Source organism: Brevundimonas sp. Leaf168 (assembly GCF_001423685.1).
Taxonomy (GTDB): Bacteria; Pseudomonadota; Alphaproteobacteria; order Caulobacterales; family Caulobacteraceae; genus Brevundimonas; species Brevundimonas vesicularis_C.
This window is the reverse complement of the sequence record NZ_LMOY01000013.1, coordinates 101,980-125,997: the sequence shown is the minus strand read 5'-3', so window position 1 is coordinate 125,997 and position 24,018 is coordinate 101,980. Positions and strand designations below refer to the sequence as shown.

Sequence of the window (24,018 nt, the reverse complement as noted above, 5' to 3'; positions counted from 1 at the left end):
ATATCGCAGACGTGGATATCCGCTTTTGTTCCGCCGCCTCCGATCGAGTCATCCCCGCCATTCCACCGCCCTACCTGCCACTTCGAATCTTTTAATTCTTAATCTGATTAGGGATTGAGAGCGGGGGGCTGTGACCTTAATCCTCCGGGATGACCGATCAGACCCAGACTGCCGATCCGACACCCTTGGTGCTCCGGGCTCTCCGCGGGGAGACGTTGGAGCGTCCGCCGGTGTGGTTCATGCGCCAGGCCGGTCGGTATCTGCCGGAATATCGCAAGCTGAGGGCCGAGGCGCCCGACTTCATCGCCTTCTGTCTGAACCCGGAAATGGCCGCCGAGGCGACGCTTCAGCCGATGCGCCGGTTCGGCTTCGATGCGGCCATCGTCTTCGCCGACATCCTGCTGATCCCGCGCGCCCTGGGCCAGGACGTCTGGTTCGAAACGGGTGAAGGGCCGCGGCTGGGCGAAATGCCGATCCCGGGTCGGATGGCCGAACTGGCTCCGGCGGCGGGCGAGCAACTGTCGGCGGTGGGTGAGACCCTGTCGATCGTGCGCGCTGCCCTGGAGCCGGAACGCGCCCTGATCGGCTTCGCCGGCGCGCCCTGGACCGTGGCGACCTATATGCTGGACGGACAGGCGCGCACCATCGGCAAAGGCGAACGCGCCCAGGCCCGCACCTACGCCTATGCCGATCCCGAGCGCGTCGACGAGACGCTGGAGGTTCTGGTCGAGGCCACGGCCAGGTATCTGAAGATGCAGGCCGACGCCGGGGCCCAGGTTCTGAAGATTTTCGAGAGCTGGGCCGAGGGTCTGCCGGATGATCTGTTCGATAGATTGGTCCTGAAGTCCCACCAGGCGCTGGTGAAGCGCACGCGGGAGCTGGGGGTCACTGTACCCCTCATCGGCTTCCCACGGGGCTCTGCGGCGCTCGCAGAGCGGTATGCCGAGGCGGTCGAGGTCGATGCCGTCGCCCTGGACACCGCTTGCCCGCTCGAGGTCGGCAAACGGGTGCAGCAGATCAAGCCTATCCAGGGGGCGCTCGACCCGCTGTTGCTGCGCGCCGGCGGGGATCTGCTGGACCGACGTGTCGATCAGCTGATGGAAGCCTGGGGGCAGGGGCCCTGGCTGTTCAACCTCGGCCACGGCATCCTGCCGGACGTGCCGATCGACCATGTCGAACAGGTTTTGAGACGGATCGGCGCCCAATGAGCAATGCGACCCCCGGCCGCCGCATTGCGGTGGTGCTGTTCAATCTGGGCGGGCCGGACGATCAGGCTTCGGTCAAGCCGTTCCTGTTCAACCTGTTCAACGACCCAGCCATCATCGGCCTTCCGGGGATCTTCCGCACGCCTCTGGCCAAACTAATCTCCAGCCGGCGCGAAACCAGCGCCCAGGCCAACTACGCCCTGATGGGCGGGGGATCGCCGCTGCTGCCCGAAACCCGTCGTCAGGCCGAGGCTTTGCAGGCGGTGGTTGGCGCGCGGCTCGATGGCGATGAGGTCAAGGTCTTCATCGCCATGCGCTACTGGCATCCGTTGACCGAGGAGACGGCGGCAGAGGTCGCCGCCTTCGGACCCGACGAGGTCATCCTGCTGCCGCTCTATCCGCAGTTTTCGACCACGACGACGGAATCCTCGCTGAAGGCTTGGAACGCCGCCTATACCGGCCCGGGCGTCAGCCGCGCCGTCTGCTGCTATCCGGCCGCGACAGGCTGGGTTGAGGCCCAGGCCCAGGCGATCGGCGAGAAGCTGGACGAGGCAGTGGGTCAGCCGGTGCGGGTGCTGTTCTCCGCCCACGGCATCCCCGAGAAGCTGGTGACCGGCAAGGGCGATCCCTATCAGGAGCAGATCGAGACGACGGTCGCCGCCGTCATCGCTGCCATCGAGGCGCAGCGCGGGCCGATCGACCACGCCATCTGCTACCAAAGCCGGGTCGGGCCGATGAAATGGCTGGGCCCGTCAACGCCTGAAGCCATTGAAACCGCAGCCAAAGATGGCGTTGGGGTCGTCGTCACGCCTATCGCCTTTGTCTCGGAGCATATCGAGACCTTGGTCGAACTGGATATTGAATATGGCGAACTGGCCCACGAAAAAGGGGCCAGTCCCTATTTGCGGGCGCCGGCGGTCGGGATTGAGCCACTGTTCATTGACGCCCTAGCTGACGCGGCAGTGGGCGCGTTATCCCACGCGGGCGTCGCGCCGTTCGGCCAGGGGTGCAAGGCGGACTGGAAGGCCTGTCCGCATCGCAAGGGAGGGCAGGCGGCATGAACCCCTATGATCTCGCACGCGGGCTGCACATTCTGGCGGTGATCGCCTGGATGGCGGGTCTTCTGTTCCTGCCTCGGCTCTACGCCTATGACGCCGAGCAGAACGCCAAACCCGAACCGCTGAAAAGCGAAATGCAGACCCTGTTGCGCCTGTGGCAGACGCGGCTGCTGCGCATCATTCTGAACCCGGCGATGATCCTGGCCTGGGTGTTCGGTCTGTGGCTGATCCATATCGACGTCTTGGCGCGCGGCGCCGCCTTCCTGGCCGAGCCGTGGATGGTCGCCAAGCTGACGGGCGTCTTCCTGCTCAGCGGCTGGCACGGCTTCCTGGCGGCCCAAAGGAAGAAGATCGCCGCCGGCACGTCGAAATATTCCGGCAAGTTCTGGCGTATGACGAACGAAGTGCCCTTCGTTCTGGCCATCGTCATGGTGCTGTCGGTGACGACGGAGTGGACGTTCCGATAAGCGGCTCCGCTTGACCTCGTCGGCCGCCTGTGGTTCCGCTGGCGGCGAACCGTTTGGCGTCCCGCGCCGGCGGTCCCTCTCTTTCGTGACGCCTGCAGGCCTTGGAGCCAGCGGGAGCCCGTCGCACCTCCCTTCGGCCTTCCGGCCAGACATTTTCAGAGACCCGTGCCGCAGCCTTCTGGCCGTGTGCGCCCGCGAGCCTGCATCATGACCGACGTCCGCGACACCAATCCCGACACCCCCGAGAACGAAGGCGTGGAGGTTGAAGCCCCCACCCATCACGGCGCTGCGCATGAAGCCGGCGAGGCGGCGGGCGCCGATTCCGGCGTGGATACGACAGCGGACGATGAAGAGGACGGCGAGCCCGTCGTCGCCAACGGCCGCATCACGCTCGCCGAACTGAACGAGAAGACCCCGGCCGACCTGGTCGCCTTCGCCGAACAGCTGGAGGTCGAGAACGCCTCGAACCTGCGTAAACAGGATCTGCTGTTCGCCATCCTGAAGGCCTTGGCCGACGAAGAAGTCGAGATCATCGCAGACGGCGTGCTGGAAATCCTGCCGGACGGCTTCGGCTTCCTGCGCAGCTCCGACGCCAACTATCTGCCGGGGCCGGACGACGTCTATGTCTCGCCGTCGCAGATCCGCCGCTTCGGCCTGCGCTCGGGCGACACCGTCCATGGCGCCGTGCGCGCGCCACGCGAAGGCGAACGCTACTTCGCCCTGCTCAAGGTCGACACGATCAATCTGGAAGACCCCGAAGCGGTCAAGACCAAGGTCCTGTTCGATAACCTGACGCCGCTCTATCCCGAAGAGCGGCTGCACATGGAAATCCAGGATCCGACGCTGAAGGATCGCTCGGGCCGGGTGATCGATATCGTCGCGCCCTTGGGCAAGGGCCAACGCTGCCTGATCGTGGCGCCGCCACGCGTCGGTAAGACAGTGATGCTGCAGAACATCGCCAAGTCGATCGAACGCAACCACCCGGAAGTCTTCCTGATCGTCCTGCTGATTGACGAACGCCCCGAAGAAGTGACGGACATGCAGCGCACGGTGAAGGGCGAGGTCGTCGCCTCGACCTTCGACGAGCCCGCCACCCGCCACGTCGCTGTCGCCGAAATGGTGATCGAAAAGGCCAAGCGTCTGGTCGAACACAAGAAGGACGTGGTGATCCTGCTGGACTCCATCACGCGTCTGGGCCGCGCCTACAACGCCACCGTCCCCTCCTCGGGCAAGGTGCTGACGGGCGGTGTCGACGCCAACGCCCTGCAACGGCCCAAGCGCTTCTTCGGCGCCGCGCGTAACGTGGAGCAGGGCGGTTCGCTGACCATCATCGCCACCGCCCTGATCGACACGGGCAGCCGGATGGACGAGGTGATCTTCGAAGAGTTCAAGGGCACCGGCAACTCCGAGATCGTGCTGGATCGCAAGGTCGCCGACAAGCGCATCTTCCCCGCCATCGACGTGCTGAAATCCGGCACCCGCAAGGAAGACCTGATCACGCCGAAGGACCAGCTGGCCAAGACCTATGTCCTGCGCCGCATCCTGAATCCGATGGGACCGCAGGACGCGATCGAGTTCCTGCTCGACAAACTGCGTCAATCCAAGAACAACTCGGACTTCTTCCAGTCGATGAACACCTGATCCGTCATCCTCAAGCAGCCACGCGCCGCGCGCGTGGCGTTAGGGTAGAAATGGCGTTTCACGTGAAACAGGAGACCGTGCGATGAAGGTCAATGTGGAAGTCGATTGCACGCCGGCAGAGGCGCGCGCCTTTCTCGGCCTGCCGGACGTGACGCCGCTGAACGAGGCCATGGTCGCGGAGATGCAGAAGCGGATGGAGGCCAATGTCGCCGCCATGCAGCCTGAGGAACTGATGAAGACCTGGACCAGCTTCGGCCTGCAGGCTCAGGACCAATTCCGACGCCTGATGGAAGCGGCGGTGAAGTGAGCTTCCGCCCGCTCCGGAGCCGCTCGGTCTGAGTTGATGATCGACACCATCTTCGCCTTGGCGACGCCGCCCGGCCGAGGCGCCATTGCGGTTCTCCGCCTGTCGGGCCCTGGCGTCGAGGCCGCTTTGACGGCGCTGGGCGCAACCCGTTTGAAGCCGCGCATCGCGTCGGTGCGTGACCTCAGCCATGCCGGCGATCACATCGATCAGGCGCTAGTGCTGCGTTTTGTGGCGCCCAACAGCTACACGGGTGAGGACGCCGCCGAACTGCATCTTCATGGCGGTCGTGCCGTCATCGAGGCCGCGAGCCGGGCCTTGATTGCGTTGGGCTTGCGCCCGGCGGACCCCGGCGAGTTCACACGCCGCGCGTTTCAAAATGGCCGCATGGATTTGGCGCAAGCCGAGGCGGTCGCCGATCTGATAGACTCGGAGACCAGCGCCCAGGCCAAACAGGCCTTGGGTCAATTGGACGGAAAGCTCAGCGAGACCTATGCCGGTTTCCGCCGTGATCTTCTTCACGCCTTGGCTCTGGTCGAGGCCGAGATCGATTTTCCCGATGAAGAGGTGCCGGACAACCTGGCCCGTACGGCGGGGCCGGTGCTGGACCGACTTGGAGCCGACCTGAGACGCGCGGTCGATACGGGGCGGCGTGGCGAACGGGTGAGGGACGGTTATCGCATCGTCCTGATCGGAGAGACAAACGCCGGCAAATCGTCGCTGTTCAATGCGTTGGTTGCGCGTGAGGCGGCCATCGTGACGCCGATCGCCGGCACCACACGGGATGTGCTGGATGCCGATCTGGTAATCGGCGGCTATGCTGTGACCTTGTCGGACACAGCCGGCCTGAGAGACAGCGATGACCCGGTCGAGGCCGAGGGCGTTCGTCGCGCCCGGGTACGCGCTGAACAAGCCGACCTGCGTCTCTGGGTCCGCGCGCCTGGCGACCCGGCCGGGGTGGCTGCGAACTACATCAAGGATGGCGATCTGATCGTGGCGACAAAATCCGACCTTGGTGCTTGGTCAGGAGGGGAAGATGGTCTTGAGACTTTAGCGCTCAGCACCGCGAGCGGTGAAGGCCTGATCGAGCTTCGGGACTGGATTGCTTCCCGTCTTGCGAGAGATCTTTCCGGCGCCGACTTCCCTGCCGTGACACAAGAGCGCCATCGACTGCGTTTGCTTGAGGCGTTGGAAAGCGTCGATGCGGCGCGGGCTGCGCTCAATGTGGCGCCGGAAATGGGCGGCGACGACCTCAGACGGGCTGCCGATGCTCTGGCCCGCGTCACAGGTGCGATCGGTGTTGAGGACATTCTGGGCGAAGTCTTTTCTACCTTCTGCATCGGAAAGTAGGTCTAGCCATACCGGTGTTTCACGTGAAACAGAGGTGAGTTGCAGACCGATGAAACTCGCCCGCCTCTGGCGATCGCACCTATTTTGCCCTATGTGGCGGCGATGATATCTCCCCCTGATCTCCTCTTCGACGTGGTCGTCATCGGCGGCGGCCATGCCGGTTGCGAAGCAGCGGCGGCCTCGGCACGGGCCGGCGCCCGTACGGTTCTGCTGACCCAGAAGCTGGAGACGGTCGGCGAAATGTCGTGCAATCCGGCGATCGGGGGGCTGGGGAAGGGGCATCTCGTTCGCGAGATCGACGCAATGGACGGCGTCATGGGCCGGCTGGCCGATGTGTCCGGCATCCAATTCCGCCTTCTGAATCGATCCAAGGGCGCCGCCGTTCGGGGTCCGCGCAGCCAGATCGACCGTCGCCTCTATCGCGAGGCCATGCAGGCCGAACTCCAGGCGACGCCCAACCTGACCCTGATGGCGGGGATGGCCGAGCGGCTTATCCTTGAAGGCGACCGTGTGGTCGGCGTCGTGACCGGCGAGGGAGAGACGGTTGGCGCTAGGGCGGTCGTCCTGACGACCGGCACCTTCCTGAACGGGGTCATCCATCGCGGCGACGAGCGCATCCCGGCGGGGCGGCATGGCGAGGAGCCTTCGACGGGTCTGGCCGCCGATCTTCATGCCGCCGACCTGATGATGGGACGTCTGAAGACAGGTACGCCCGCACGTCTGGACGGGCGTACGATCGCCTGGGACCGTCTGGAAATGCAGCAGGCGGACGAAACGCCGTCAGCCTTCTCCTTCTTGACTGACCGGATCGACGTGCACCAGATCGCCTGTGGCGTGACCCACACGACTGAGGAGACCCATCGGATCATCGCTGAGAATCTTGGCGAGAGCGCCGTCTATGGCGGCAAGCTGTCGGGCCGGGGACCGCGCTATTGTCCGTCGATTGAGGACAAGGTCGTGCGGTTCGCCGACAAGACGAGCCATCAGATTTTTCTGGAGCCGGAAGGCCTGGACGATCCCACAGTCTATCCAAATGGGATTTCGACCTCGGTATCGGAGCCGACGCAGCTCGCTTTCTTGCGCACCATTCCGGGGTTGGAGGCGGTTGAGGTCTTCCGATACGGCTACGCCATCGAATACGACTACGTCGATCCGCGCGAGCTGACGGCGGCGCTCGAGGTCAAGAAGCGGCCCGGGCTGTATTTGGCTGGGCAGATCAATGGCACCACGGGTTATGAGGAGGCTGCGGCTCAGGGGCTGATGGCGGGGCTGAACGCCGCGCGGTCGGCGGCGGGGCAGGAACCGGTGATCCTGGGGCGTGATCAGGCCTATATCGGCGTCATGATCGACGATCTGGTGACGCGCGGCGTTACCGAACCGTATCGGATGTTCACCAGCCGGGCGGAGTATCGGCTGACGCTGCGAGCCGACAATGCCGACCTTCGGCTCACACCCATTGCAATCGAGCTGGGCATCGTCGGCGATGAGCGGCGGATTCGTTTTGAAGCCAAAGCCTCGTCTCTTGTAGCCGCGAGTGCTGTTTCACGTGAAACACTGTTCACGCCCAATGAGGCCGGGGCACTCGGCATTTCGGTCAATGCTGATGGTCGTCGGCGCTCGATGCGCGAACTGCTGGCGTTCCCTGATGTGACATTGGAACAATTTGTCCCAGCCGTGCCTGTGATCTCGACGTGGAACTCTGACGTGCGCGAGCAGGTCCAGATCGACGCTGCCTACGCCAACTACTTGGATCGACAGTCGCAGGATGCGGATGCCCTGAAGGCGGAGGAGGGGCTGATGCTCCCGACCGATCTCGACTATGGCGCCGTTGGCGGTCTGTCGAATGAGGTCAAGGAAAAGCTGGCGCGCATCCAACCTCGCACATTGGGCCAAGCTGGCCGGATCGAGGGGATGACGCCCGGCGCTTTGACGGCGCTGTTGGCCTGTGTGAAGCGCGCGCCAAAGGCGTCGGTCGCGGCCTAATGTTGGAGGCCGAACAACAGGCGTTTCGTGCACGCGCCAATGCGTCGTCCGAACAGATCGCCGACCTCGAGGCCTTTCGGCTGCGGTTGGTCGAGGCCAATGCGGTGATGAATCTGGTGGGTCCGGACAGTCTGCCGGACTTCTGGAACCGCCATGTCTGGGACAGTGCGCAACTGCTTGATCTGGCGCCTGAAGCCAAGACCTGGGCGGATTTGGGGGCAGGAGCCGGCTTTCCCGGCCTGGTGCTTTCCATCATGCTGAAGGGACGAGACGGCGCGCATGTTTGGCTTATCGACAGCTTGGCCAAACGCTGCCGATTTCTGCAGGAGGTCGTGAATGCCTTGTCCTTGCCGGCGACGGTCATCGTCGGTCGGGCTGAGGCGCAGTCTGTGACGTGTGACATTGTCACGGCACGCGCCGTCGCGCCGATGGAGAAACTGCTGGGTTATGCACAGCCCTACTTCCAAAGGGGTGCACAAGGTCTGTTCCTGAAGGGGGAGCGTGCCGAATCCGAGTTGATCGAAGCGCGCAAATTCTGGCATTTCGACGCTGAACTGGCCCCGTCGCGAAGCGACGTGCGCGGCCGCATCGTGACAATCCGGAGCCTCCGCCGTGCCCGCTCAACGCGCTAGAAAGCCCGCCCGCGTCCTCGCCGTGTCCAACCAGAAGGGCGGGGTCGGCAAGACGACGACAGCCATCAACCTCGGCACCGCCCTGGCCGCCATCGGTGAGCGCGTGCTGATCGTGGATATGGACCCACAGGGCAATGCCTCCACAGGTCTGGGTGTTCCACGTGAAACACGGCGCGTCACCATCTATGATGTTGTCGTGGATCAGCGCTCCATCGCCGATGCCTCGGTGCAGACGACGGTGCCGGGTTTGTGGATCGTACCCGCTGATGCCGACATGTCGGGCGTCGAGATCGAACTGAGCCAGGCTGATCGCCGGTCCTATCGGCTGCGTGATGCTCTTCGCGCGCACGACGACGGCCCTACCGCGTATGACTATGTGCTGATCGACTGCCCGCCGTCGCTGAACCTGCTGACGCTGAACGCGATGGCGGCGGCGGACGCAGTGTTGGTGCCGCTGCAATGCGAGTTCTTCGCCCTGGAAGGTTTGAGCCAGCTGATGCGCACCATCGATATGGTCAAGCACAGCCTCAACCCGTCGCTGGAAATCCAGGGCCTGGTCCTGACGATGTTCGATCGTCGTAGCGCCCTGTCGGGCCAGGTGGCCAACGACGTGCGCGCTCACTTCGGCGACAAGGTCTATGAGAGCGTGATCCCGCGCAACGTCCGCGTCGCCGAGGCACCGTCGTTCGGCAAGCCGGCGCTGATCTATGACCTGAAGTGCGCCGGCAGCCAGGCCTATCTGCGGCTGGCCAAGGAAGTGGTGAAGCGCGAACGCCAGCGCCTGAAGCTGGCCGCCTGAGTTTTAATAGAACGGAACAGTATCTTGGCTGAACGACAAAGAGGTCTGGGCCGCGGCCTGTCGGCGTTGATGGGACAGGACGCCGAGGCGCCGGTCGCATCCGACGCGCCCGTGCCCGCCGGTGTGCAACGCGTACCGATCGAAAGCCTGAAGCCCAATCCGGACCAGCCGCGCAAGACCTTCCGCCAAGAAGATCTGGAGGAACTGACCGCGTCGATCCGCGACAAGGGGGTTCTGCAGCCGATTTTGGTGCGGACCCAACCGGGTGAGGAGGGCGTCTGGCAGATTATCGCCGGCGAACGCCGCTGGCGCGCGTCACAGGCGGCGCGCCTGACCCAGGTGCCGATCGTGGTCCACGAGATGGACGACGTCGAGGTGTTCGAAGTCGCGATCGTCGAGAACGTCCAGCGCGCGGATCTGAACCCTCTGGAAGAGGCCGAGGCGTACCGCGTTCTGATGGAGCGCTTCGGGCGGACGCAGGATGCGGTGGCGGGCGTGGTCGGCAAGAGCCGCAGCCATGTGGCCAACACCATGCGCCTGCTGCAACTGCCTGAGCGGGTGCTGTTCTATGTGCGCGAAGGCAAGCTGTCCGCGGGTCACGCCCGAGCCCTGATCAATACGCCCGATCCGGGTCAGTTGGCGGACATCGCCTTTGTGGACGGTCTTAGCGTCCGTGAGACAGAGGCCCTAGCGCGCCGAGCGGTCGAGGGGCCGAAGCCGACGAAGACCAAGTCGGCGTCGGCGGCCGTCGGCGGGGAAGGGGCGGCCGATGTCGCCGCCCTGCAGCAGGATCTGGCCGATGCGCTGGGCCTGAAAGTGCAGTTGTCCGACAAGGGCGGGAAGGGCGAACTGACGATCGGCTACGGCTCGCTGGAGCAGCTCGACGACCTGTGCCGCCGTTTGATGCGCGGCTGAGCGGCGGACTGTGCTAGGGTGTCGATATGACTGAAGACACGACACCCACCGCCGCCGACAAGCTGAAACAGGCGCTCGCCGCCAAGAAGGCCAAGGCGGGTCATGGGTTCAACGCCCAACCGGGCGCCAAGGCCGAAGAGAAGGCTGTGTCGGCGCGCAATGTCGCCATGGCCCAGCCCGCCTTCCGCAAGGCGTCAAAGCGCGGCTAGGGCTAAAGCCCTAGGCGTCTGGCGCGACTTGCGATTTCCAGCAGCAGGCGTTCTGCGATCAGTTGGTCCGGCATTCCGGTCGTCTTGGTGGCGACATCGGCCGTGTTGATGCTGTCCAAGACCCCGTCCAGGGCTTCGAGCCGCCAGGATCGCGCCTGACGCAGCATTTCCGCCTCCTGTTTCCAGAAGACGCCGGCGGCCTTGGCGGCCTCCTTGGCGTTCGCGCCGTTCGCCTGCAAGATATTGATCCGACGCAGCTTTCCGAGATGGATCGCAGCGGAGCGAACGGCCAGCACCGACGATTCGCCCTCGGCGAAGGCGCGCCTGAGCCCCGCCTGCGCCGGGCCAGGACGCGCGCCAAAAGCCTGAAGGGCCGCATCCGACAGGGAGGCGTCCGGCTCGACGCCAAGATGATGCTCCAGCGCATCCATATCCAGCGTCTTGCTGGAGCCGGGGCCGATGAACAGGGCCAGCCGCTCGATCTCCTGCCGCATCAAACCCCGCTCGCGCGGCAGGCGCGCGACGAAACGGTCTAGGGCATCGGACGTCAGGCCCACCTTGTCGGCGGCCAGGGCGTCTCGGACCATGCGGGCGACATCGCCAGTCTCGTCCTCGTAGCAGACGATGCCGACCGCGCCGTTCTCCTTCTCGGCCGCCTTTCTGAGCGCGGATTCGCGGCCCAGCTGGTCGGCCTCGACCACCATCATGGCGTCGGGATTGTAGCCGCCATCGGCGTGGATTTTCAGCGCGGCGGCGACGGCCTTATCCACGCCGGGCTTCAGCGCCGACAGACGGATGCGCACCAGACGACGGCCGCCCATCAGGGACATGGCCGTCAGCGCTTCTTCCAGCTTCGTTTCGTCGCCATCGATGTCGCTGTCGGTCAGGACAGTGACATTGAAGGGGTCGTTCAGATCGGGCGTGACCGTCTTGCACAGCATCTCGGCCCGCTCGGCGACGCCGGACCGGTCCTTGCCGTGGATCACCGCCGCCCGGATCGCCGGATCGGGCGCCTTTAGAAAACGATCGATCTCGGGGCGTTTGGCCAGGATCACGGGTTCGACAGCGCCTGCATCAGATCCAGTCGGATCAGGCGAGCCAGTTCGGCTGCGGCGCGCTCCTCGCCGTCCTGCTGGGCGGCGATGGCGGCATAGGGCTGGTCGGCGGTGGCGTAGGTCGTGGTGACCGTTTCCGTGCCGCTGACAGGCATTCCGCCGGCAGCCGGGGTCAGAGTCCAGGTCGCCTTGACCGTGAGTTCATAGCGGGTGGCGGTGTCGTCGATGCGGCGACCCAGCGAGCGGCGGTTCTGCTGGACCTCGGTCGTCAGGCGATACAACGGCGTCGCGCCGCGATCCCAGGCGAGGACGTCTTCCAGCTGCTCGCGCAGGCGATAGCCCAGACGGTCATCCTGGGTCGTGACGGCGATCCGGCGCAGGGATGAACCCACGGCCGGCTCGGCGTACATGGGCGTGAAGCCGCAGGCGGAAACCGCCAGAGACGCGAGAACCGCGCAAGTCGCCGCAATACGCATCAGCCGGCCACCAGATTGACGATGCGGTCCTTGACCACGACGATCTTCTTCACGCTCAGACCCTCCAGCCGCGCCTTGACCGTTTCGTCGGCCAGGACCAGGGCTTCGACCTCGGACGGCTCCATGCCGCGCGGCACGCGGATTTCCGCGCGACGCTTGCCGTTGATCTGGATGGGCAGGACCACCTCGTCGTCGGCCGCGAGCGCAGCGTCCCACACGGGCCACGGCGCGTCCAGAACCATCCCGTCTTCCCCCAGCCGCGTCCAGGCTTCTTCGGCCAGGTGCGGGGTGAAGGGGGCGATCAGACGGGCCAGCGCCGAAAGGGCCTGACGCTTGGCGTCGCCGCCGGCTTGGGCATTGTCGCGAATGGTGGCGACGAAGGCATAGAGTTTGGCGATGGCCGAGTTGAAGCGGAAGCCTTCGACCCCTTCGGATACAGCCTTGATGGCCTTGTGCGTCTCGCGCAGCAGCTCGGCGTTGGCCTTGTCCTCGCCCGCGAAACCGGCGTCATAGGTGTCGAACAGGGTCCAGGCGCGCTGGACGAAGCGGCTGGCGCCCTCGACGCCGCCAGGGGTCCACTGCACGTCCCGCTCGGGCGGGCTGTCGGACAGGACGAACAGGCGACCAGCGTCCACGCCGTGGCTTTCCAGGATTTCGGCTGGGGCGACGACGTTCTTCTTCGACTTTGACATCTTTTCGATGTCGCCGATGACCAGGGTCTCGCCGGTCGACAGCTGGCGGGCCGAGCGGACGCCGTTGTCGTTCTTCAGCTCCACATCGGTCGGCTCGACCCAGGCGCCGTCGGCCCGGCGATAGGTCTCGTGGACGACCATGCCTTGGGTGAAAAGGCCGGCGAACGGCTCCTTCACCGACAGCATGCCGGCGTCAGACAGGGCGCGGGTGATGAAGCGGGCGTACAGCAGGTGCAGGACCGCGTGTTCGACCCCGCCGATATATTGATCGACGGCCAGCCAGCGGTCGGCGGCGGCCTTGTCGATCGGCGCCTCGGCTGTCGGATCGGTGAAGCGGGCGAAATACCAGCTGGAATCGACGAAGGTGTCCAGCGTGTCGGTCTCGCGCGTCGCATCTGCGCCGCACGACGGGCATTTGACGTGCTTCCAAGCGGCGTGACGCGCCAACGGGTTGCCGGGCACGTCGAAGGTCACATCATCAGGCAGGACCACCGGCAACTGATCGGCGGGAACCTCAACGACGCCGCAGGACGGGCAGTGGATGATCGGGATCGGGCAGCCCCAATATCGCTGGCGCGAAACACCCCAGTCGCGCAGCCGATAGATGGTCTCGGCGCGGCCTTGGCCGGCGGCCTCGACCTTGGCGATCGCGGCGGCCTTGGCGGCCTCGACGTCCATGCCGTTCAGGAAGTCGGAGTTGAAGATGCGGCCGGGGCCGACATAGGCCTCGGTTCCGATTTCGACTGTCTCGGCGTCGTCGGGTTTGACCACCGGCGTCACCGGCAGATCGTATTTGCGGGCAAAGTCGAGGTCGCGTTGGTCATGGGCCGGGCAGCCGAAGATCGCGCCCGAACCATAGGTCGACAGCACGAAGTTGGCGGCCCAGACGGGCAGGGTCTTGTCCGGATCGAAGGGATGGCGGACGCGAACGCCCAGATCCACGCCCAGCTTCTCGGCCTTTTCGATCTCGGCTTCGCTGGTGCCGGTCTGAGCACAGGCCTTGATGAAGTCCGCCACGTCCGGCCGATGTTCGGCGATGGCCTTAGTCAGGGGATGGTCGGGCGCCAAGGCCAGGAAGCTGGCGCCGAACAGGGTGTCGGGGCGGGTGGTGTAGACCTCGATCGGATCGCGGGCGTGATTGGGTTCGCCCTCGGGGGAGGCGGGCAGGAAGGCCGGCGCCTCGGCGATATCCCACCACAGGGTCGCGCCCTTGGACTTGCCAATCCAGTTCTCCTGCATCAGCCGGACCTTTTCGGGCCAGCGGTCCAGGGTCTTCAGACCGTCGATCAGGTCGTCAGCATAGTCGGTGATGCGCAGGAACCACTGGTTCAGCTTGCGCTTCTCGACCAGGGCGCCCGAGCGCCAGCCGCGTCCGTCGATCACCTGTTCGTTAGCCAGGACCGTGTTGTCGACGGGATCCCAGTTGACCACCGCATCCTTGCGATAGACCAGACCGCGCCGATACAGCTCAAGGAACCAAGCCTGCTGCTTGCCGTAGTATTCCGGATCGCAGGTGGCGAACTCACGCGACCAGTCCAGCGACAGGCCCAGCAGCTTCAGCTGCTCGCGCATATTGGCGATGTTGGAATAGGTCCAGCCTTTCGGGTGGATGCCGCGCTCCATGGCCGCGTTCTCGGCCGGCATGCCGAAGGCATCCCAGCCCATCGGATGCAGGACGTCGTACCCTTGCGCGCGCTTGGATCGCGCCACCACGTCGCCCATCACATAGTTGCGGGCGTGACCCATGTGGATGTTGCCCGACGGATAGGGGAACATCTCCAGCACATAGTATTTCGGCCGACCGGTGTCCTTCGTGACGAAGGCGGAAGCCTCGGCCCATCGGGCCTGCTGGCGGGGTTCGGCGGTCTTGGGTTCGTAACGGGCCACGGTCGTCCTGAAAGTAGAAAGGGCGCTGACGCCCTCCCGGCTCAACTAGCCCGAAGGACGACAGCGCCCAAGAAGTAATGCGTCCCACAAACTCTTGGACGCGTCGCGCTCAAGCAGCCCGAAGGGCGGTAGCGCTACAAACAACGCGAGCGCCGGCTTTAGCCGGCGTTCGACAGATTCAGCTGGCGCGCCTTGGTTAGGATGGCGTTTTCCAGATCGGCCTCGGTCTGGGCGGCGACCGGGGCGGCGGTCCACTGACCATCGGCGCCCTTCACTTCCTTGGTCACCGTGACGTTCAGCGCGTCGGCGCGCAGACGGGTGTCCAGGATGAAGACGGTCGCCTTGAAGCGCTCGTTCGGCGTCTGGGGGTTGATGTACCAGTCATAGTTGATGACGCCGCCCCACGGATCGGCGGTCAGCAGCGGCATGAAGCTGAGGGTGTCGAGCGAGGCGCGCCACAGGAAGGCGTTGACGCCGATGCCCTGTTGCACGTTCGTTTTGGGCGCAGACTTCTTGCCGCCGACGAAGGGAATGCTCGAGCAGGCCGACAGGGACGCGCCCAGGGCCACGCCCGAGACCAGCACGACCGCGACGTTCCGAACCAAGGCCTTGTTGAGGCTCATCAAGAGAAGTCTCCGTAAACTCAGGGACGTGAGAGCCCTCGCCCGCACGCGCGCACGGCATGAAAAATGCCGACTGCCAGGCTCTATAACACGGCGAAAAGGGGCGATGACAAGGCGAAGTCGGTTCCCGTCGCCTCGCGCGTCGCGGTGTTTTGTGAAGGGCATGTGAGATTTCGCCGGAATCCGCCCGAATCCCGTGACGCCTGAGACACATACGCCGACAACAATGCGCGGGAACCTTGTTATCGCCGGCTCATTGCGTTGACCGCGCAGACACCCGGTGTCTAATCGCGGGGCTCACGACCATATAAGGTCGGTTCAGGGTTGAAACGCCGCCTCATGGCGGGGTTCGAAGGATTTGGTATGCGGTTCGGTGGTTTCCTGGCTGTGATGATGGCGACGGCGGCGATGGCCGCGTCGACGTCGGCGCTTGCCCAAAGCACATCCACCGTTTCCCTTTCGGAGGCCCAGGCGGCGCAGCGCAATGCGCCGGCACCGCAGCGTCGAGGCCTGCGCCTGAACGACCGTGGTCGCTGGGGTCTGGATTTCAACCTGAACCAACCCGTGGGTCGCGAGACCGACTGGGGTGACGTCGAGGCCGGCGCCTATTACCGCCTGAACGACCGTCTGCGTGTCGGCGCCGCAGCCGCCGTCAGCACGCCGGAAGCCGATCCGGCCCGCGCGCCCGAAACCAACGGCCGGGCCCAGCCCCGCGTCCGTCTGGAAACCATCTTCAAGTTCTGATTTCGACCGGTCAGCGAAACGCTGACTGGATCGCACTTACCGCCGACAGGCCGCATGCGCGCGTGCGTGCGAGCGTTGCGGCGTTGTCTGGCGTGACGCCGCCCAGCGCATAGACCGGCAGGCGGGCGGCTTTCACATGCTGTTCGAATGCAGTGACGCCCAATGCAGGTTTGCCAGCGGACGCACCGCCCGCCGGAAACACCGGCGACAGGATCAGGGCGTTCAGGTCTTCGGGCGGCGGGGATAGGCCGTGCCAAGCCGCTGTCAAAATCCAGTCGGGTCGGTCCGAGCGAATGCGCACGGCCTGCTCCACCGCACTTTCAGGGAGGTGGAGCCCGTCGGCGTCGATCGCCTCGGCCAGATCGGGGTCTAGTCCGACCAGCAGTTTCACGCGCCGATCGGCCGTCGCTTCCCGAAGCCGATGCCCTGTGTCGACGGCGTCGGAGGCGCCAAAGGCGCGATAGATCACCGCCGAGCCGGCGGGCAGGCGCGCCGCCGTCTCCCACGGTCGGAGCGTGCGATCCGGGTCGGTGAAGAACAGCATCGGCGGCAACGCTGCGGCGGCCGGGCTGACAGCGGCGGCGGCGCGGTTTAGAGCGGTCGCGGCGTTCCAGAGCGCGCGCGCATCGTCGCTGTAACCGGCCGGCAGGATCATGACCTCTTCTTCCTCCGCTTTTTCCGCCCCGTCCATCGCCGAAAGGGTCGCCGAGGTGCGGGCGCGCATCGACGCCGCCTGCCATGCGGCCGGTCGGGATCCAGCGGACGTGATCCTGACCGCCGTCTCCAAGACGCAAGCCCCCGAGGCCATCGACGCCATCCTGGCGACGGGTCAGCGGATCTTCGGCGAGAACCGGGTCCAGGAGGCTCAGGGCCGGTGGGCGGACCGTCGCGGAGCCTTGCCGGGCCTGGAGTTGCGGCTGATCGGCCCGTTGCAGACCAACAAGGCCGAGGATGCGGTCGCTCTGTTCGACGTGATCGAAACCCTGGACCGCGAGAAGCTGGCGCGGGCCCTGGCGCAGGCGGGCGAAAAGCGCGGCCGATCGCCGCGCGTCCTGGTCCAGGTCAACACCGGCGCGGAGCCCCAGAAGGCCGGGGTCCTGCCCGATGCCGCCGACGCCCTGATTGCGGCTGCGCGCGACACCTATGGGCTGACGCTCGACGGTCTGATGTGCATTCCCCCGGCGGATCAGGACGCAGAGCCGCATTTTCAGATGCTGCGGGCCATGGCCGAACGAAACGGTTTGTCGGTCCTGTCGATGGGTATGAGCGGCGACTATGAGACCGCCATCCGGTGCGGCGCGACGCACGTCAGGGTCGGAACGGCCTTGTTCGGGGAACGAAATCGACCCGAAACGCCCTCTAACTCGTAACCCGATGTGAATATTCGCACCCCCAAGCCTTGGCGCGGGGGCCAAGCCTCGCCATTGTCTGTCCCATGCCTACGCCCAAGACCATTCTGATCATCGACGACGACGACGACCTGCGCGAGGCCCTGGCCGAGCAGCTGAACCTGCATGAGGAGTTCAAGACCCAGCAGGCCGCGACCGCGACCGATGGCGTCCGGATTGGGCGCGAGATCCGCGCCGATCTGATCCTGCTGGACGTCGATCTGCCCGACATGGATGGCCGCGAGGCCTGTCGCCTGTTGCGCAAGGACGGGGTTTCGACGCCGGTGATCATGCTGACGGCGCAATCGGCGGACGCCGACGCCATCCTGGGCCTGGATGCCGGAGCCAACGACTATGTCACCAAGCCCTTCCGGTTCGCCGTGCTGCTGGCGCGCATCCGCGCCCATCTGCGCAGCCATGAACAGTCCGAGGACGCCGTCTTCACCATCGGCCCCTACGAGTTCCGGCCCGCCGCCAAGGTACTGATGGACGCCAAGGGCAAGAAGGTGCGGTTGACCGAGAAGGAAACCAATATCCTCAAATACCTCTATCGCGCCGGGGCCAAGCCGGTGTCGCGCGAAGAGTTGCTGACCGAGGTCTGGGGCTACAACGCCGGGGTCACGACTCATACGCTGGAAACCCATATCTATCGCCTGCGCCAGAAGATCGAACCGGAACCGGGCCATGCGCGTCTGCTGCTGACCGACGCGGGCGGATACCGGCTGCAGCCTTAACAGCTCAGTCGGCCGTCTTCGGGCGGACTGTGAACAGCGGCAGGAAGACGTGGACCAGCGGGCCGATGGCCAGGGCGTAGAGCACCGTGCCCACCCCGACCGAGCCGCCCAACAGCCAGCCGACGGCGATAACGGCTAGTTCGATGGCCGTCCGCACCCATTTGACGGGCCAGCCGGTGCGCGCGACGATGCCGGTCATCAGACCGTCGCGAGGGCCGGGACCGAGGCCTGCGCCGATATAGGCGCCACTGGCCACGCCGTTCAGGACGATGCCTGCGATGAGCAGGCCGGCCCGGAGCGGTAGGCCCAGGTCGGACGGGATCCAGTCCAGACCGAAATTGGCGACCGTGCCGATGACCAACACATTGGCCACAGTGCCGATGCCAGGCTTCTGGCGCAGAGGAATCCACAGCAGCAGCACGGCCATACCGATCAGATTGACCACTATACCGAAGTTGATCCCGGCGTGCTTCGCGAACCGCTCGAACACCCCTTGGTTCAGCACGTCCCATGGATCCAACCCGAGATCGGCGCGGACGATCAGGGCGATGGACAGGCCGTAGAGAAAAAGGCCGGCGAAGAGCTGGATCAGGCGACGGGTCATAAATCGATCTGATGCGCCAAACTGGCTATCGAAAACAGGGCCAGTTATGCCATTCTGGCCCCATGTCGTCGCGGTCGATCGGTCTTGTTTCTCTGACACGCCACCTGGGCGCTTGGCGGTCGCAGGGTGCAGGCGCAGCCTACCGGCAGCTCGCAGGGGCGATACGACTGCTGATTCTGGATGGCCGATTGCCCTTGGCGGCGCGGTTGCCCGGCGAACGGGAACTTGCCCAGGCACTGGGCTTGAGCCGAACGACCGTCTCGGCCGCCTGCGGACGCTTGCGGGATGACGGGTTTCTCACCGGCGGGCAGGGCGCCGCCGCACGTACAAGCCTGCCGGCCGGACCGGCGCCGCGTCACGAGGCGACGCAAACGGACAGGTCCGGCGTGATCGACATGACCGCCGCCGTCCTGCCTGCCGATCCCAATGTGCACGCGGCCTATGTGCGGGCGCTGGAGCGGTTGCCGGCGAACCTGCCGGGACATGGTTATGAGACGGCGGGGCTGGAGCAACTGCGCGAAGCGGTAGCGGCCGGCTATCGGCGGCGCGGCCTGGCGACCTCTTCGGGGCAGATTCTGATCACGCACGGCGCGCACAACGGCTTGGTCCATCTGCTGCGCCTGACGACGCGGCCCGGCGCCCCGGTGGTGTTCGACCATCCCACCTATCCGCAGGCGATTGACGCCATCCTGGCGGCGGGCGGTAGCGCCGTACCCGTCGCCTTACCGGACGGCGAGGGCGAGGAGGGATGGGATGTCGAGGGGTTGATTGCGGCCTGCCGCAGCAGCAACGCGGCCATGGCCTATCTGGTGCTGGACCACAACAATCCGACCGGCCGTATGATGCGGGCGGCGGACCGGACGCGCTTGCTGGCGGGGCTGAAGGGGTCGGAGACCCTGCTGGTGCTGGACGAGACCCTGGTCGAACTGACCTTGAGCGGACCGCCGGCGCTCAGCGCCTCGGCCGTCGATGCGCCGCGGATGGTCAGGCTGGGTTCGATGTCCAAAAGCGTCTGGGGTGGTTTGCGGATCGGTTGGATCCGCGCGGACCGGGCGGTGATCCAGCGCCTGGCCCAAAGTCGCGCCAGCTTCGATCTGGGTGTTCCGATCCTGGAGCAGCTGGCGGCGGTCGAACTTTTGAACGATGGCGGCAAGGCCCTGGCGGCGCGCCGGCCTCTCCTGCGCGCCCGGCGGGATCATCTGCGGACGCGGCTCGCTGAAAAACTGCCTGACTGGGTCTGTCCCCGCCCGGCTGGGGGATTGTCCCTGTGGGCGCGCCTGCCCGGGCCGATCAGTTCCGCCCTCACGATCGCGTCCGAGGCCGAAGGCCTGCGCCTCGCCGCCGGTCCGCGATTCGGCGTCGACGGCGCCTTCGAACGCCGGCTGCGCCTGCCCTATACCTTGCCGGAAGATCAGCTGGACGAGGCGGTGGTCCGGCTGGGGCGCGCCGCCAGAAAGGTCGGCCGGGGTCGAAAGGCGCCGGCGTCGGTCAAGCCGGTCGCCGTCTATTGAGGATCAGACGTCCAGATCGACCGTGACCGGCGCATGGTCGCTCGGACGCTCCCACTCGCGGACGTCGTCGTGAATGCGGGCGGTGTCCCTGACCACGGCGGGGGTCAGGCCGGGCGAGGTCCAGATGTGGTCCAGGCGCAGACCGCGATTCGATTTGCGGAAGTCGGCGGCGCGATAGCTCCACCAGCTGGCCAGTTTCTGGGGCTCGGGGAAGCGGTCACGAAGTACGTCGGCGAAACCACCCGTCTCCTGAAGCCGGTTCAGAGTCTCGACCTCGATCGGCGTGTGGCTGACGATCTTGGACATGTAGCGGTGGTTCCAAACATCGCCCTCTCCCGGTGCAATGTTGAAGTCGCCGGCCATGACCAGGGGGCGAGACTTGTCCTGCTTGGCCACGATCGCAGTCAGCTGTTCATAGAAGTCCATCTTGTGATCGAACTTGGGGTTCAGCTCCCGGTCGGGAACGTCGCCGCCGGCCGGGATGTAGAAGTTCTGCACGTCGATGCCGGACACGCGGGCCGACACGCAGCGCGCATGACCCAGTTTGCACACCTGGAAGGTGTCGCTGTCCTCAAGCGGCAGGCGGCTGGCGATGGCGACGCCGTGCCAGCCCTTCTGGCCCGCCACGCGAAGGTGGGGCATGCCCATGTCCTCGAAGGCGCCGCGCGGGAACTGATCCGTGGTGCACTTGATCTCCTGCAGCATCAGGACATCGGGCGCGCGTTCGGCGACGAAACGGGCGACCTGGTCGATGCGCAGGCGGACGGAGTTGATGTTCCAGGTGGCGAGGCGAAGGGTCATGCCCCCGTCTAGCAGGCGCGCGTCGTAAAAAAAGCCCGGCCGCGACGGGCCGGGCTATGGGAGGTTCGTCTCTCTCGCCGCCGGGGAGGGGGATATTCCAGGGCGGTAGAACGGCCGCCGCCGTTCGTGTGCCCAAAGTGTCACTGACGATTATAAAAGTCAAATCGTCACAATTGTCCGCTTGCGCGTGCTGATTATGAAACAGTCAGGACGCGGATCAGTCTCGCGGCGTTTGCGCCTGCGGCGTCGTCGCCCACTCACCGCGCCAGTCGTAACTGAGCGTCACGCAGTGCCGATAGGCGCCGTCCGACCACCGGCCCACGGCCTGCATGGTCAGGGGGCGGGGCGCACGCACGCGACCCATGATCAACCAGACCTCGTCGGCGCCGGGACACAAGGCGCGCGACAGGCCACGGCCGTCGCCGTCCTGATCGATGGCGTAGATGTCGTTCTCCTCGGCGCCCTGCGGCAGAACGCGTCGCGCAGCGTCTGGTCCGCCGCGCGTGAAACCTGCCGTGCCGCGTGCGGTGGTGGAGAACAGACGCTCGACCTGCACCGCGCCGAACAGACCGCGCCGCACCTGCAAGGTGACGCCCTTGGTCAGCGCCTGGGTGATCCGGTCCGACGCATTATAGGCCAGGTAGCGGGTGTCCGCATGGGCGGGCGCCGCCGCCGAACCAACGGCGATCAGGGCGAGAGCGGTGGCGGTGATACGGCGCATACGTTTCTCTTCCTCAGGTTTTGCGGCGAGAACGGGGCCTGATCCGATCAGTGCTCTCCGAGGCAGCGCAGCGCGACCTCGAGATTGCGCAGGCCGTCTTCGCCGGTGACCGCCGGCGTTTCGCCGGTCGTGATGGCGCGGGCGAAGGCCTCCAGCTCTTTTTTAAGCGGTTCGGCCGGCCAGCTGTTCAGCATGCGGGTCGAATAGGAGCCGTCCGGCTGCTGGCCGAAATATTCGGTGACTTGGCGAGTGATCAGATCGGCGACGATGAATTTGGTCTTGGTCGCGACCTGCAGCGTGCGGGTCTTGTAGGGGGTGACCCAGTTGGTGGTGATATGGGCGATCACCCCGCTGTCCAGGCGAAACTGGAGCAAGGCCGTGTCCTCCCGATCGGCGCGGGTGCGGGCCAGTTGCGGCTGGACCTCGACGATCTCCGAGCCCGTCAGGTGGCGGATGATGTCGATGTCGTGCACCGCCAGGTCGATGACCACGCCGACCTCGCCCATGCGGGGCGGGAAGGGACCGACGCGAGTGATCTGGATCGAGATGATGTCGTCGTCGGTAACGGCGCGCTTGACGGTTTCGACTGCGGGATTGAAACGCTCGACCTGACCGACCATCAGAACGCGGTCATTGGCCTTGGCTGCATCGATCATGCGCTGGGCGTCGGCGACGCTGGCGGCGATCGGCTTTTCGACCAGGACGTGGACGCCCTTTTCCAGCAGGGCGACGCCAATCTCGGCGTGGAACCGGTTGGGCGTGGCGACGATGGCGGCGTCCAAGCCGGCGTCGACGAAGGCCTGGGCCGTCGTGACGGGCGATGCGCCATAGGCGGCGGCGACGCCCTCGGCCGTCACCGCATCGGGATCGAAGACGGTGGTCAGGTCGAACTCGCGCATCTCGGAGGCGACGCGCGCATGGTTGCGGCCCATGACGCCGACGCCGGCGACGCCGATCTTGAGGGCGGGGGTGTTCGGCATAGGCTTAGCCCTTGTAGCTGGCGACGGCGGCGACGACCTTGTCCTGGGTCGCCTCGTCCAGATCGGCGTGCATCGGCAGGCTGAGGACCCGGTCCCTCAGCCGTTCGGTGACGGGCAGGCCGCCCGCACCCTGAGGGAAGCGCTGATAGGCCGGCTGCATGTGCATGGGCACCGGATAATAGACGGCGGTGGGCACGCCCTGATCCTTCAGGTGCGCGGCCAGCCCGTCGCGGTCCTCATGCTCGATCGTGTACTGCGCCCAGATGGAGACGCCGCCGTCGATGACGTGGGGCACGGCCGAGACATGGGGTGCGAGGCGTTCGTTGTAGCGGGCGGCGATCCGGTTGCGCCACTCGATCTCCTGACCGAAGACCTTCAGCTTCTCGATCAGGATGGCGGCCTGGATGGTGTCCAGCCGGCTGTTCATGCCGATGCGCATGGCCAGATATTTGGGGTCGTGGGCGAAGGCGGCGGCGCCGGCCTCCAGGTCCTTGGCGACGACCTTGCCGTGCACGCGAAGGGAATCCATTTCCTGAGCCAGATCGTCGTCGTCGGTCAGCACCGCCCCGCCGTCGCCGTAGCAGCCCAAGGGCTTGGCCGGGAAGAAGCTGGTCGTGGTGACATCGGCCCACTTCAGCGGATGATCGCCGTTCAGGCTGCAGCCGAAACCTTGCGCCGAGTCCGAGATCAGCTTCAGCCCATGACGGTCGCAGATGGCGCGGATTGCGGGATAGTCGGCGGGCTGACCGAACAGATCGACGGCGATGACCACCTTGGGCGTCAGGCGACCTTCGGCCTTGACCGCTTCGATGGCCGCCTCAAGCTTGGCCGGGTCCATATTGTAGGTGTGGGCGTCGACGTCCACGAACACGGGCGACGCGCCCAGCCACGGCACGACCTCGGCCGTGGCCGTGAAGGTGAAGCTGGGGCAGAAGACGGCGTCGCCGGTGCGGACGCCCCAGGCGATCAACGGCAGGATCAGAGCGTCGGTGCCGTTGCCGCAGCCCAAGGCGTGCTTGGCCTGACCGAAGGCGGCGAGGTCGGCCTCGAACTGGCGGACCTGCGGACCCATGACCCAGGCGCCGCCGACGACGGCCTCCTGAACGGCGGCCTCGATCTTGCCGCCAAGGCGCTGGCGCTGGGCCTGAAGGTCGATGAAGGGGATCATGGGGGACGCTCTCCACGGGGGATCGGTGGCGGCGGCCGGACAGGCGGGCCGCGAATGTCGGGTCGTCCTAG

At 65.7% G+C, this 24,018-nt stretch carries 25 protein-coding genes; 15 read left to right on the top strand and 10 right to left on the bottom strand.

Annotated features, from left to right (window positions below):
• The first annotated feature begins 149 nt into the window (after window positions 1-149).
• The 11 genes from hemE (at window position 150) to ASF81_RS13820 (ending at window position 10,563) form a co-directional block, all read left to right on the top strand.
• A complete protein-coding gene (gene hemE / locus ASF81_RS13870) occupies window positions 150-1,208 on the top strand; it encodes a uroporphyrinogen decarboxylase (RefSeq protein WP_055809597.1) in 1,059 nt (352 codons plus the stop codon).
• The gene (gene hemH, locus ASF81_RS13865; protein ID WP_055809594.1) at window positions 1,205-2,266 is read left to right on the top strand and encodes a ferrochelatase; all 1,062 of its coding nucleotides are present in this window, start codon (window positions 1,205-1,207) and stop codon (window positions 2,264-2,266) included. Before hemE ends, hemH begins: the two co-directional genes overlap by 4 nt.
• On the top strand, window positions 2,263-2,730 hold the full coding sequence (locus ASF81_RS13860) for a CopD family protein (RefSeq protein ID WP_055809591.1): 468 nt from the start codon (window positions 2,263-2,265) through the stop codon (window positions 2,728-2,730). The genes hemH and ASF81_RS13860 overlap by 4 nt, the downstream gene beginning before the upstream one ends.
• Before the next feature lie 207 nt (window positions 2,731-2,937).
• Window positions 2,938-4,371: a transcription termination factor Rho gene (gene rho, locus ASF81_RS13855; RefSeq protein WP_055755074.1), complete on the top strand. Its 1,434-nt coding sequence runs from the start codon at window positions 2,938-2,940 to the stop codon at window positions 4,369-4,371.
• An 82-nt stretch (window positions 4,372-4,453) separates the two neighbouring features.
• Entirely contained in the window at window positions 4,454-4,678 is a 225-nt protein-coding gene (locus ASF81_RS13850) for a DUF6489 family protein (protein ID WP_055755073.1), read from the top strand.
• 36 nt (window positions 4,679-4,714) lie between these two features.
• Window positions 4,715-6,025, top strand: a complete 1,311-nt coding sequence (mnmE, locus tag ASF81_RS13845; protein ID WP_055809588.1) for a tRNA uridine-5-carboxymethylaminomethyl(34) synthesis GTPase MnmE — start codon at window positions 4,715-4,717, stop codon at window positions 6,023-6,025.
• A 102-nt stretch (window positions 6,026-6,127) separates the two neighbouring features.
• Window positions 6,128-8,008 (top strand): tRNA uridine-5-carboxymethylaminomethyl(34) synthesis enzyme MnmG, encoded by a 1,881-nt coding sequence (gene mnmG / locus ASF81_RS13840; RefSeq protein ID WP_156363287.1) that lies wholly within the window; start codon window positions 6,128-6,130, stop codon window positions 8,006-8,008.
• Window positions 8,008-8,640: a 16S rRNA (guanine(527)-N(7))-methyltransferase RsmG gene (gene rsmG, locus ASF81_RS13835; RefSeq protein WP_055809582.1), complete on the top strand. Its 633-nt coding sequence runs from the start codon at window positions 8,008-8,010 to the stop codon at window positions 8,638-8,640. Before mnmG ends, rsmG begins: the two co-directional genes overlap by 1 nt.
• Window positions 8,621-9,439: a ParA family protein gene (locus ASF81_RS13830; RefSeq protein WP_039246649.1), complete on the top strand. Its 819-nt coding sequence runs from the start codon at window positions 8,621-8,623 to the stop codon at window positions 9,437-9,439. Before rsmG ends, ASF81_RS13830 begins: the two co-directional genes overlap by 20 nt.
• Window positions 9,440-9,463: 24 nt before the next feature.
• A complete protein-coding gene (locus ASF81_RS13825) occupies window positions 9,464-10,354 on the top strand; it encodes a ParB/RepB/Spo0J family partition protein (RefSeq protein ID WP_082503581.1) in 891 nt (296 codons plus the stop codon).
• A gap of 26 nt (window positions 10,355-10,380) precedes the next feature.
• Window positions 10,381-10,563, top strand: coding sequence for a hypothetical protein (locus ASF81_RS13820; protein WP_055755069.1), 183 nt, complete (start codon window positions 10,381-10,383; stop codon window positions 10,561-10,563).
• A gap of 2 nt (window positions 10,564-10,565) precedes the next feature.
• Here the strand turns inward: ASF81_RS13820 and holA are convergent, their stop codons facing one another.
• The 4 genes from holA to ASF81_RS13800 form a co-directional block, all read right to left on the bottom strand.
• Window positions 10,566-11,618: a DNA polymerase III subunit delta gene (gene holA / locus ASF81_RS13815; RefSeq protein ID WP_055809577.1), complete on the bottom strand. Its 1,053-nt coding sequence runs from the start codon at window positions 11,616-11,618 to the stop codon at window positions 10,566-10,568.
• Window positions 11,615-12,094 carry an LPS assembly lipoprotein LptE gene (lptE, locus tag ASF81_RS13810; protein WP_055809574.1) on the bottom strand — a complete coding sequence of 160 codons (480 nt, stop codon included), beginning with the start codon at window positions 12,092-12,094 and terminating at the stop codon, window positions 11,615-11,617. Before lptE ends, holA begins: the two co-directional genes overlap by 4 nt.
• Window positions 12,094-14,673 (bottom strand): leucine--tRNA ligase, encoded by a 2,580-nt coding sequence (leuS, locus tag ASF81_RS13805; RefSeq protein ID WP_055809571.1) that lies wholly within the window; start codon window positions 14,671-14,673, stop codon window positions 12,094-12,096. Before leuS ends, lptE begins: the two co-directional genes overlap by 1 nt.
• Before the next feature lie 158 nt (window positions 14,674-14,831).
• Window positions 14,832-15,296 carry a DUF3576 domain-containing protein gene (locus ASF81_RS13800; protein ID WP_017505409.1) on the bottom strand — a complete coding sequence of 155 codons (465 nt, stop codon included), beginning with the start codon at window positions 15,294-15,296 and terminating at the stop codon, window positions 14,832-14,834.
• 324 nt (window positions 15,297-15,620) lie between these two features.
• Here ASF81_RS13800 and ASF81_RS13795 point away from each other — a divergent pair, with 324 nt between their 5' ends.
• A complete protein-coding gene (locus tag ASF81_RS13795; protein WP_235559377.1) occupies window positions 15,621-16,040 on the top strand; it encodes an NtrZ family periplasmic regulatory protein in 420 nt (139 codons plus the stop codon).
• A gap of 10 nt (window positions 16,041-16,050) precedes the next feature.
• Here the strand turns inward: ASF81_RS13795 and ASF81_RS13790 are convergent, their stop codons facing one another.
• Window positions 16,051-16,695: a thiamine phosphate synthase gene (locus ASF81_RS13790; RefSeq protein ID WP_200932976.1), complete on the bottom strand. Its 645-nt coding sequence runs from the start codon at window positions 16,693-16,695 to the stop codon at window positions 16,051-16,053.
• On the opposite strand from ASF81_RS13790, the gene ASF81_RS13785 reads away from it, so the two are divergent.
• Together ASF81_RS13785 and ASF81_RS13780 are read left to right on the top strand one after the other, a co-directional pair.
• A complete protein-coding gene (locus tag ASF81_RS13785) occupies window positions 16,694-17,410 on the top strand; it encodes a YggS family pyridoxal phosphate-dependent enzyme (protein WP_055809567.1) in 717 nt (238 codons plus the stop codon). The genes ASF81_RS13790 and ASF81_RS13785 overlap by 2 nt on opposite strands.
• 65 nt (window positions 17,411-17,475) lie before the next feature.
• Window positions 17,476-18,162 (top strand): response regulator transcription factor, encoded by a 687-nt coding sequence (locus ASF81_RS13780; protein WP_055809564.1) that lies wholly within the window; start codon window positions 17,476-17,478, stop codon window positions 18,160-18,162.
• Between the two features lie 4 nt (window positions 18,163-18,166).
• On the opposite strand, the gene ASF81_RS13775 is transcribed toward ASF81_RS13780, so the two are convergent.
• Window positions 18,167-18,766: a YitT family protein gene (locus ASF81_RS13775; RefSeq protein WP_055809560.1), complete on the bottom strand. Its 600-nt coding sequence runs from the start codon at window positions 18,764-18,766 to the stop codon at window positions 18,167-18,169.
• A gap of 11 nt (window positions 18,767-18,777) precedes the next feature.
• Between ASF81_RS13775 and ASF81_RS13770 the strand changes: the two genes are divergently transcribed.
• Window positions 18,778-20,277: a PLP-dependent aminotransferase family protein gene (locus ASF81_RS13770; RefSeq protein WP_369814915.1), complete on the top strand. Its 1,500-nt coding sequence runs from the start codon at window positions 18,778-18,780 to the stop codon at window positions 20,275-20,277.
• Between the two features lie 3 nt (window positions 20,278-20,280).
• On the opposite strand, the gene ASF81_RS13765 is transcribed toward ASF81_RS13770, so the two are convergent.
• The 4 genes from ASF81_RS13765 to ASF81_RS13750 all read right to left on the bottom strand — a co-directional run bounded on the left by ASF81_RS13765 (window position 20,281) and on the right by ASF81_RS13750 (window position 23,947).
• Window positions 20,281-21,078, bottom strand: coding sequence for an exodeoxyribonuclease III (locus tag ASF81_RS13765; protein WP_055809554.1), 798 nt, complete (start codon window positions 21,076-21,078; stop codon window positions 20,281-20,283).
• 217 nt (window positions 21,079-21,295) lie between these two features.
• Window positions 21,296-21,799 (bottom strand): hypothetical protein, encoded by a 504-nt coding sequence (locus ASF81_RS13760; protein ID WP_055809551.1) that lies wholly within the window; start codon window positions 21,797-21,799, stop codon window positions 21,296-21,298.
• A gap of 47 nt (window positions 21,800-21,846) precedes the next feature.
• On the bottom strand, window positions 21,847-22,779 hold the full coding sequence (locus tag ASF81_RS13755) for a Gfo/Idh/MocA family protein (RefSeq protein WP_055809548.1): 933 nt from the start codon (window positions 22,777-22,779) through the stop codon (window positions 21,847-21,849).
• 4 nt (window positions 22,780-22,783) lie between these two features.
• The gene (locus ASF81_RS13750; protein ID WP_055809545.1) at window positions 22,784-23,947 is read right to left on the bottom strand and encodes a DegT/DnrJ/EryC1/StrS aminotransferase family protein; all 1,164 of its coding nucleotides are present in this window, start codon (window positions 23,945-23,947) and stop codon (window positions 22,784-22,786) included.
• Between the last annotated feature and the right edge of the window lie 71 nt (window positions 23,948-24,018).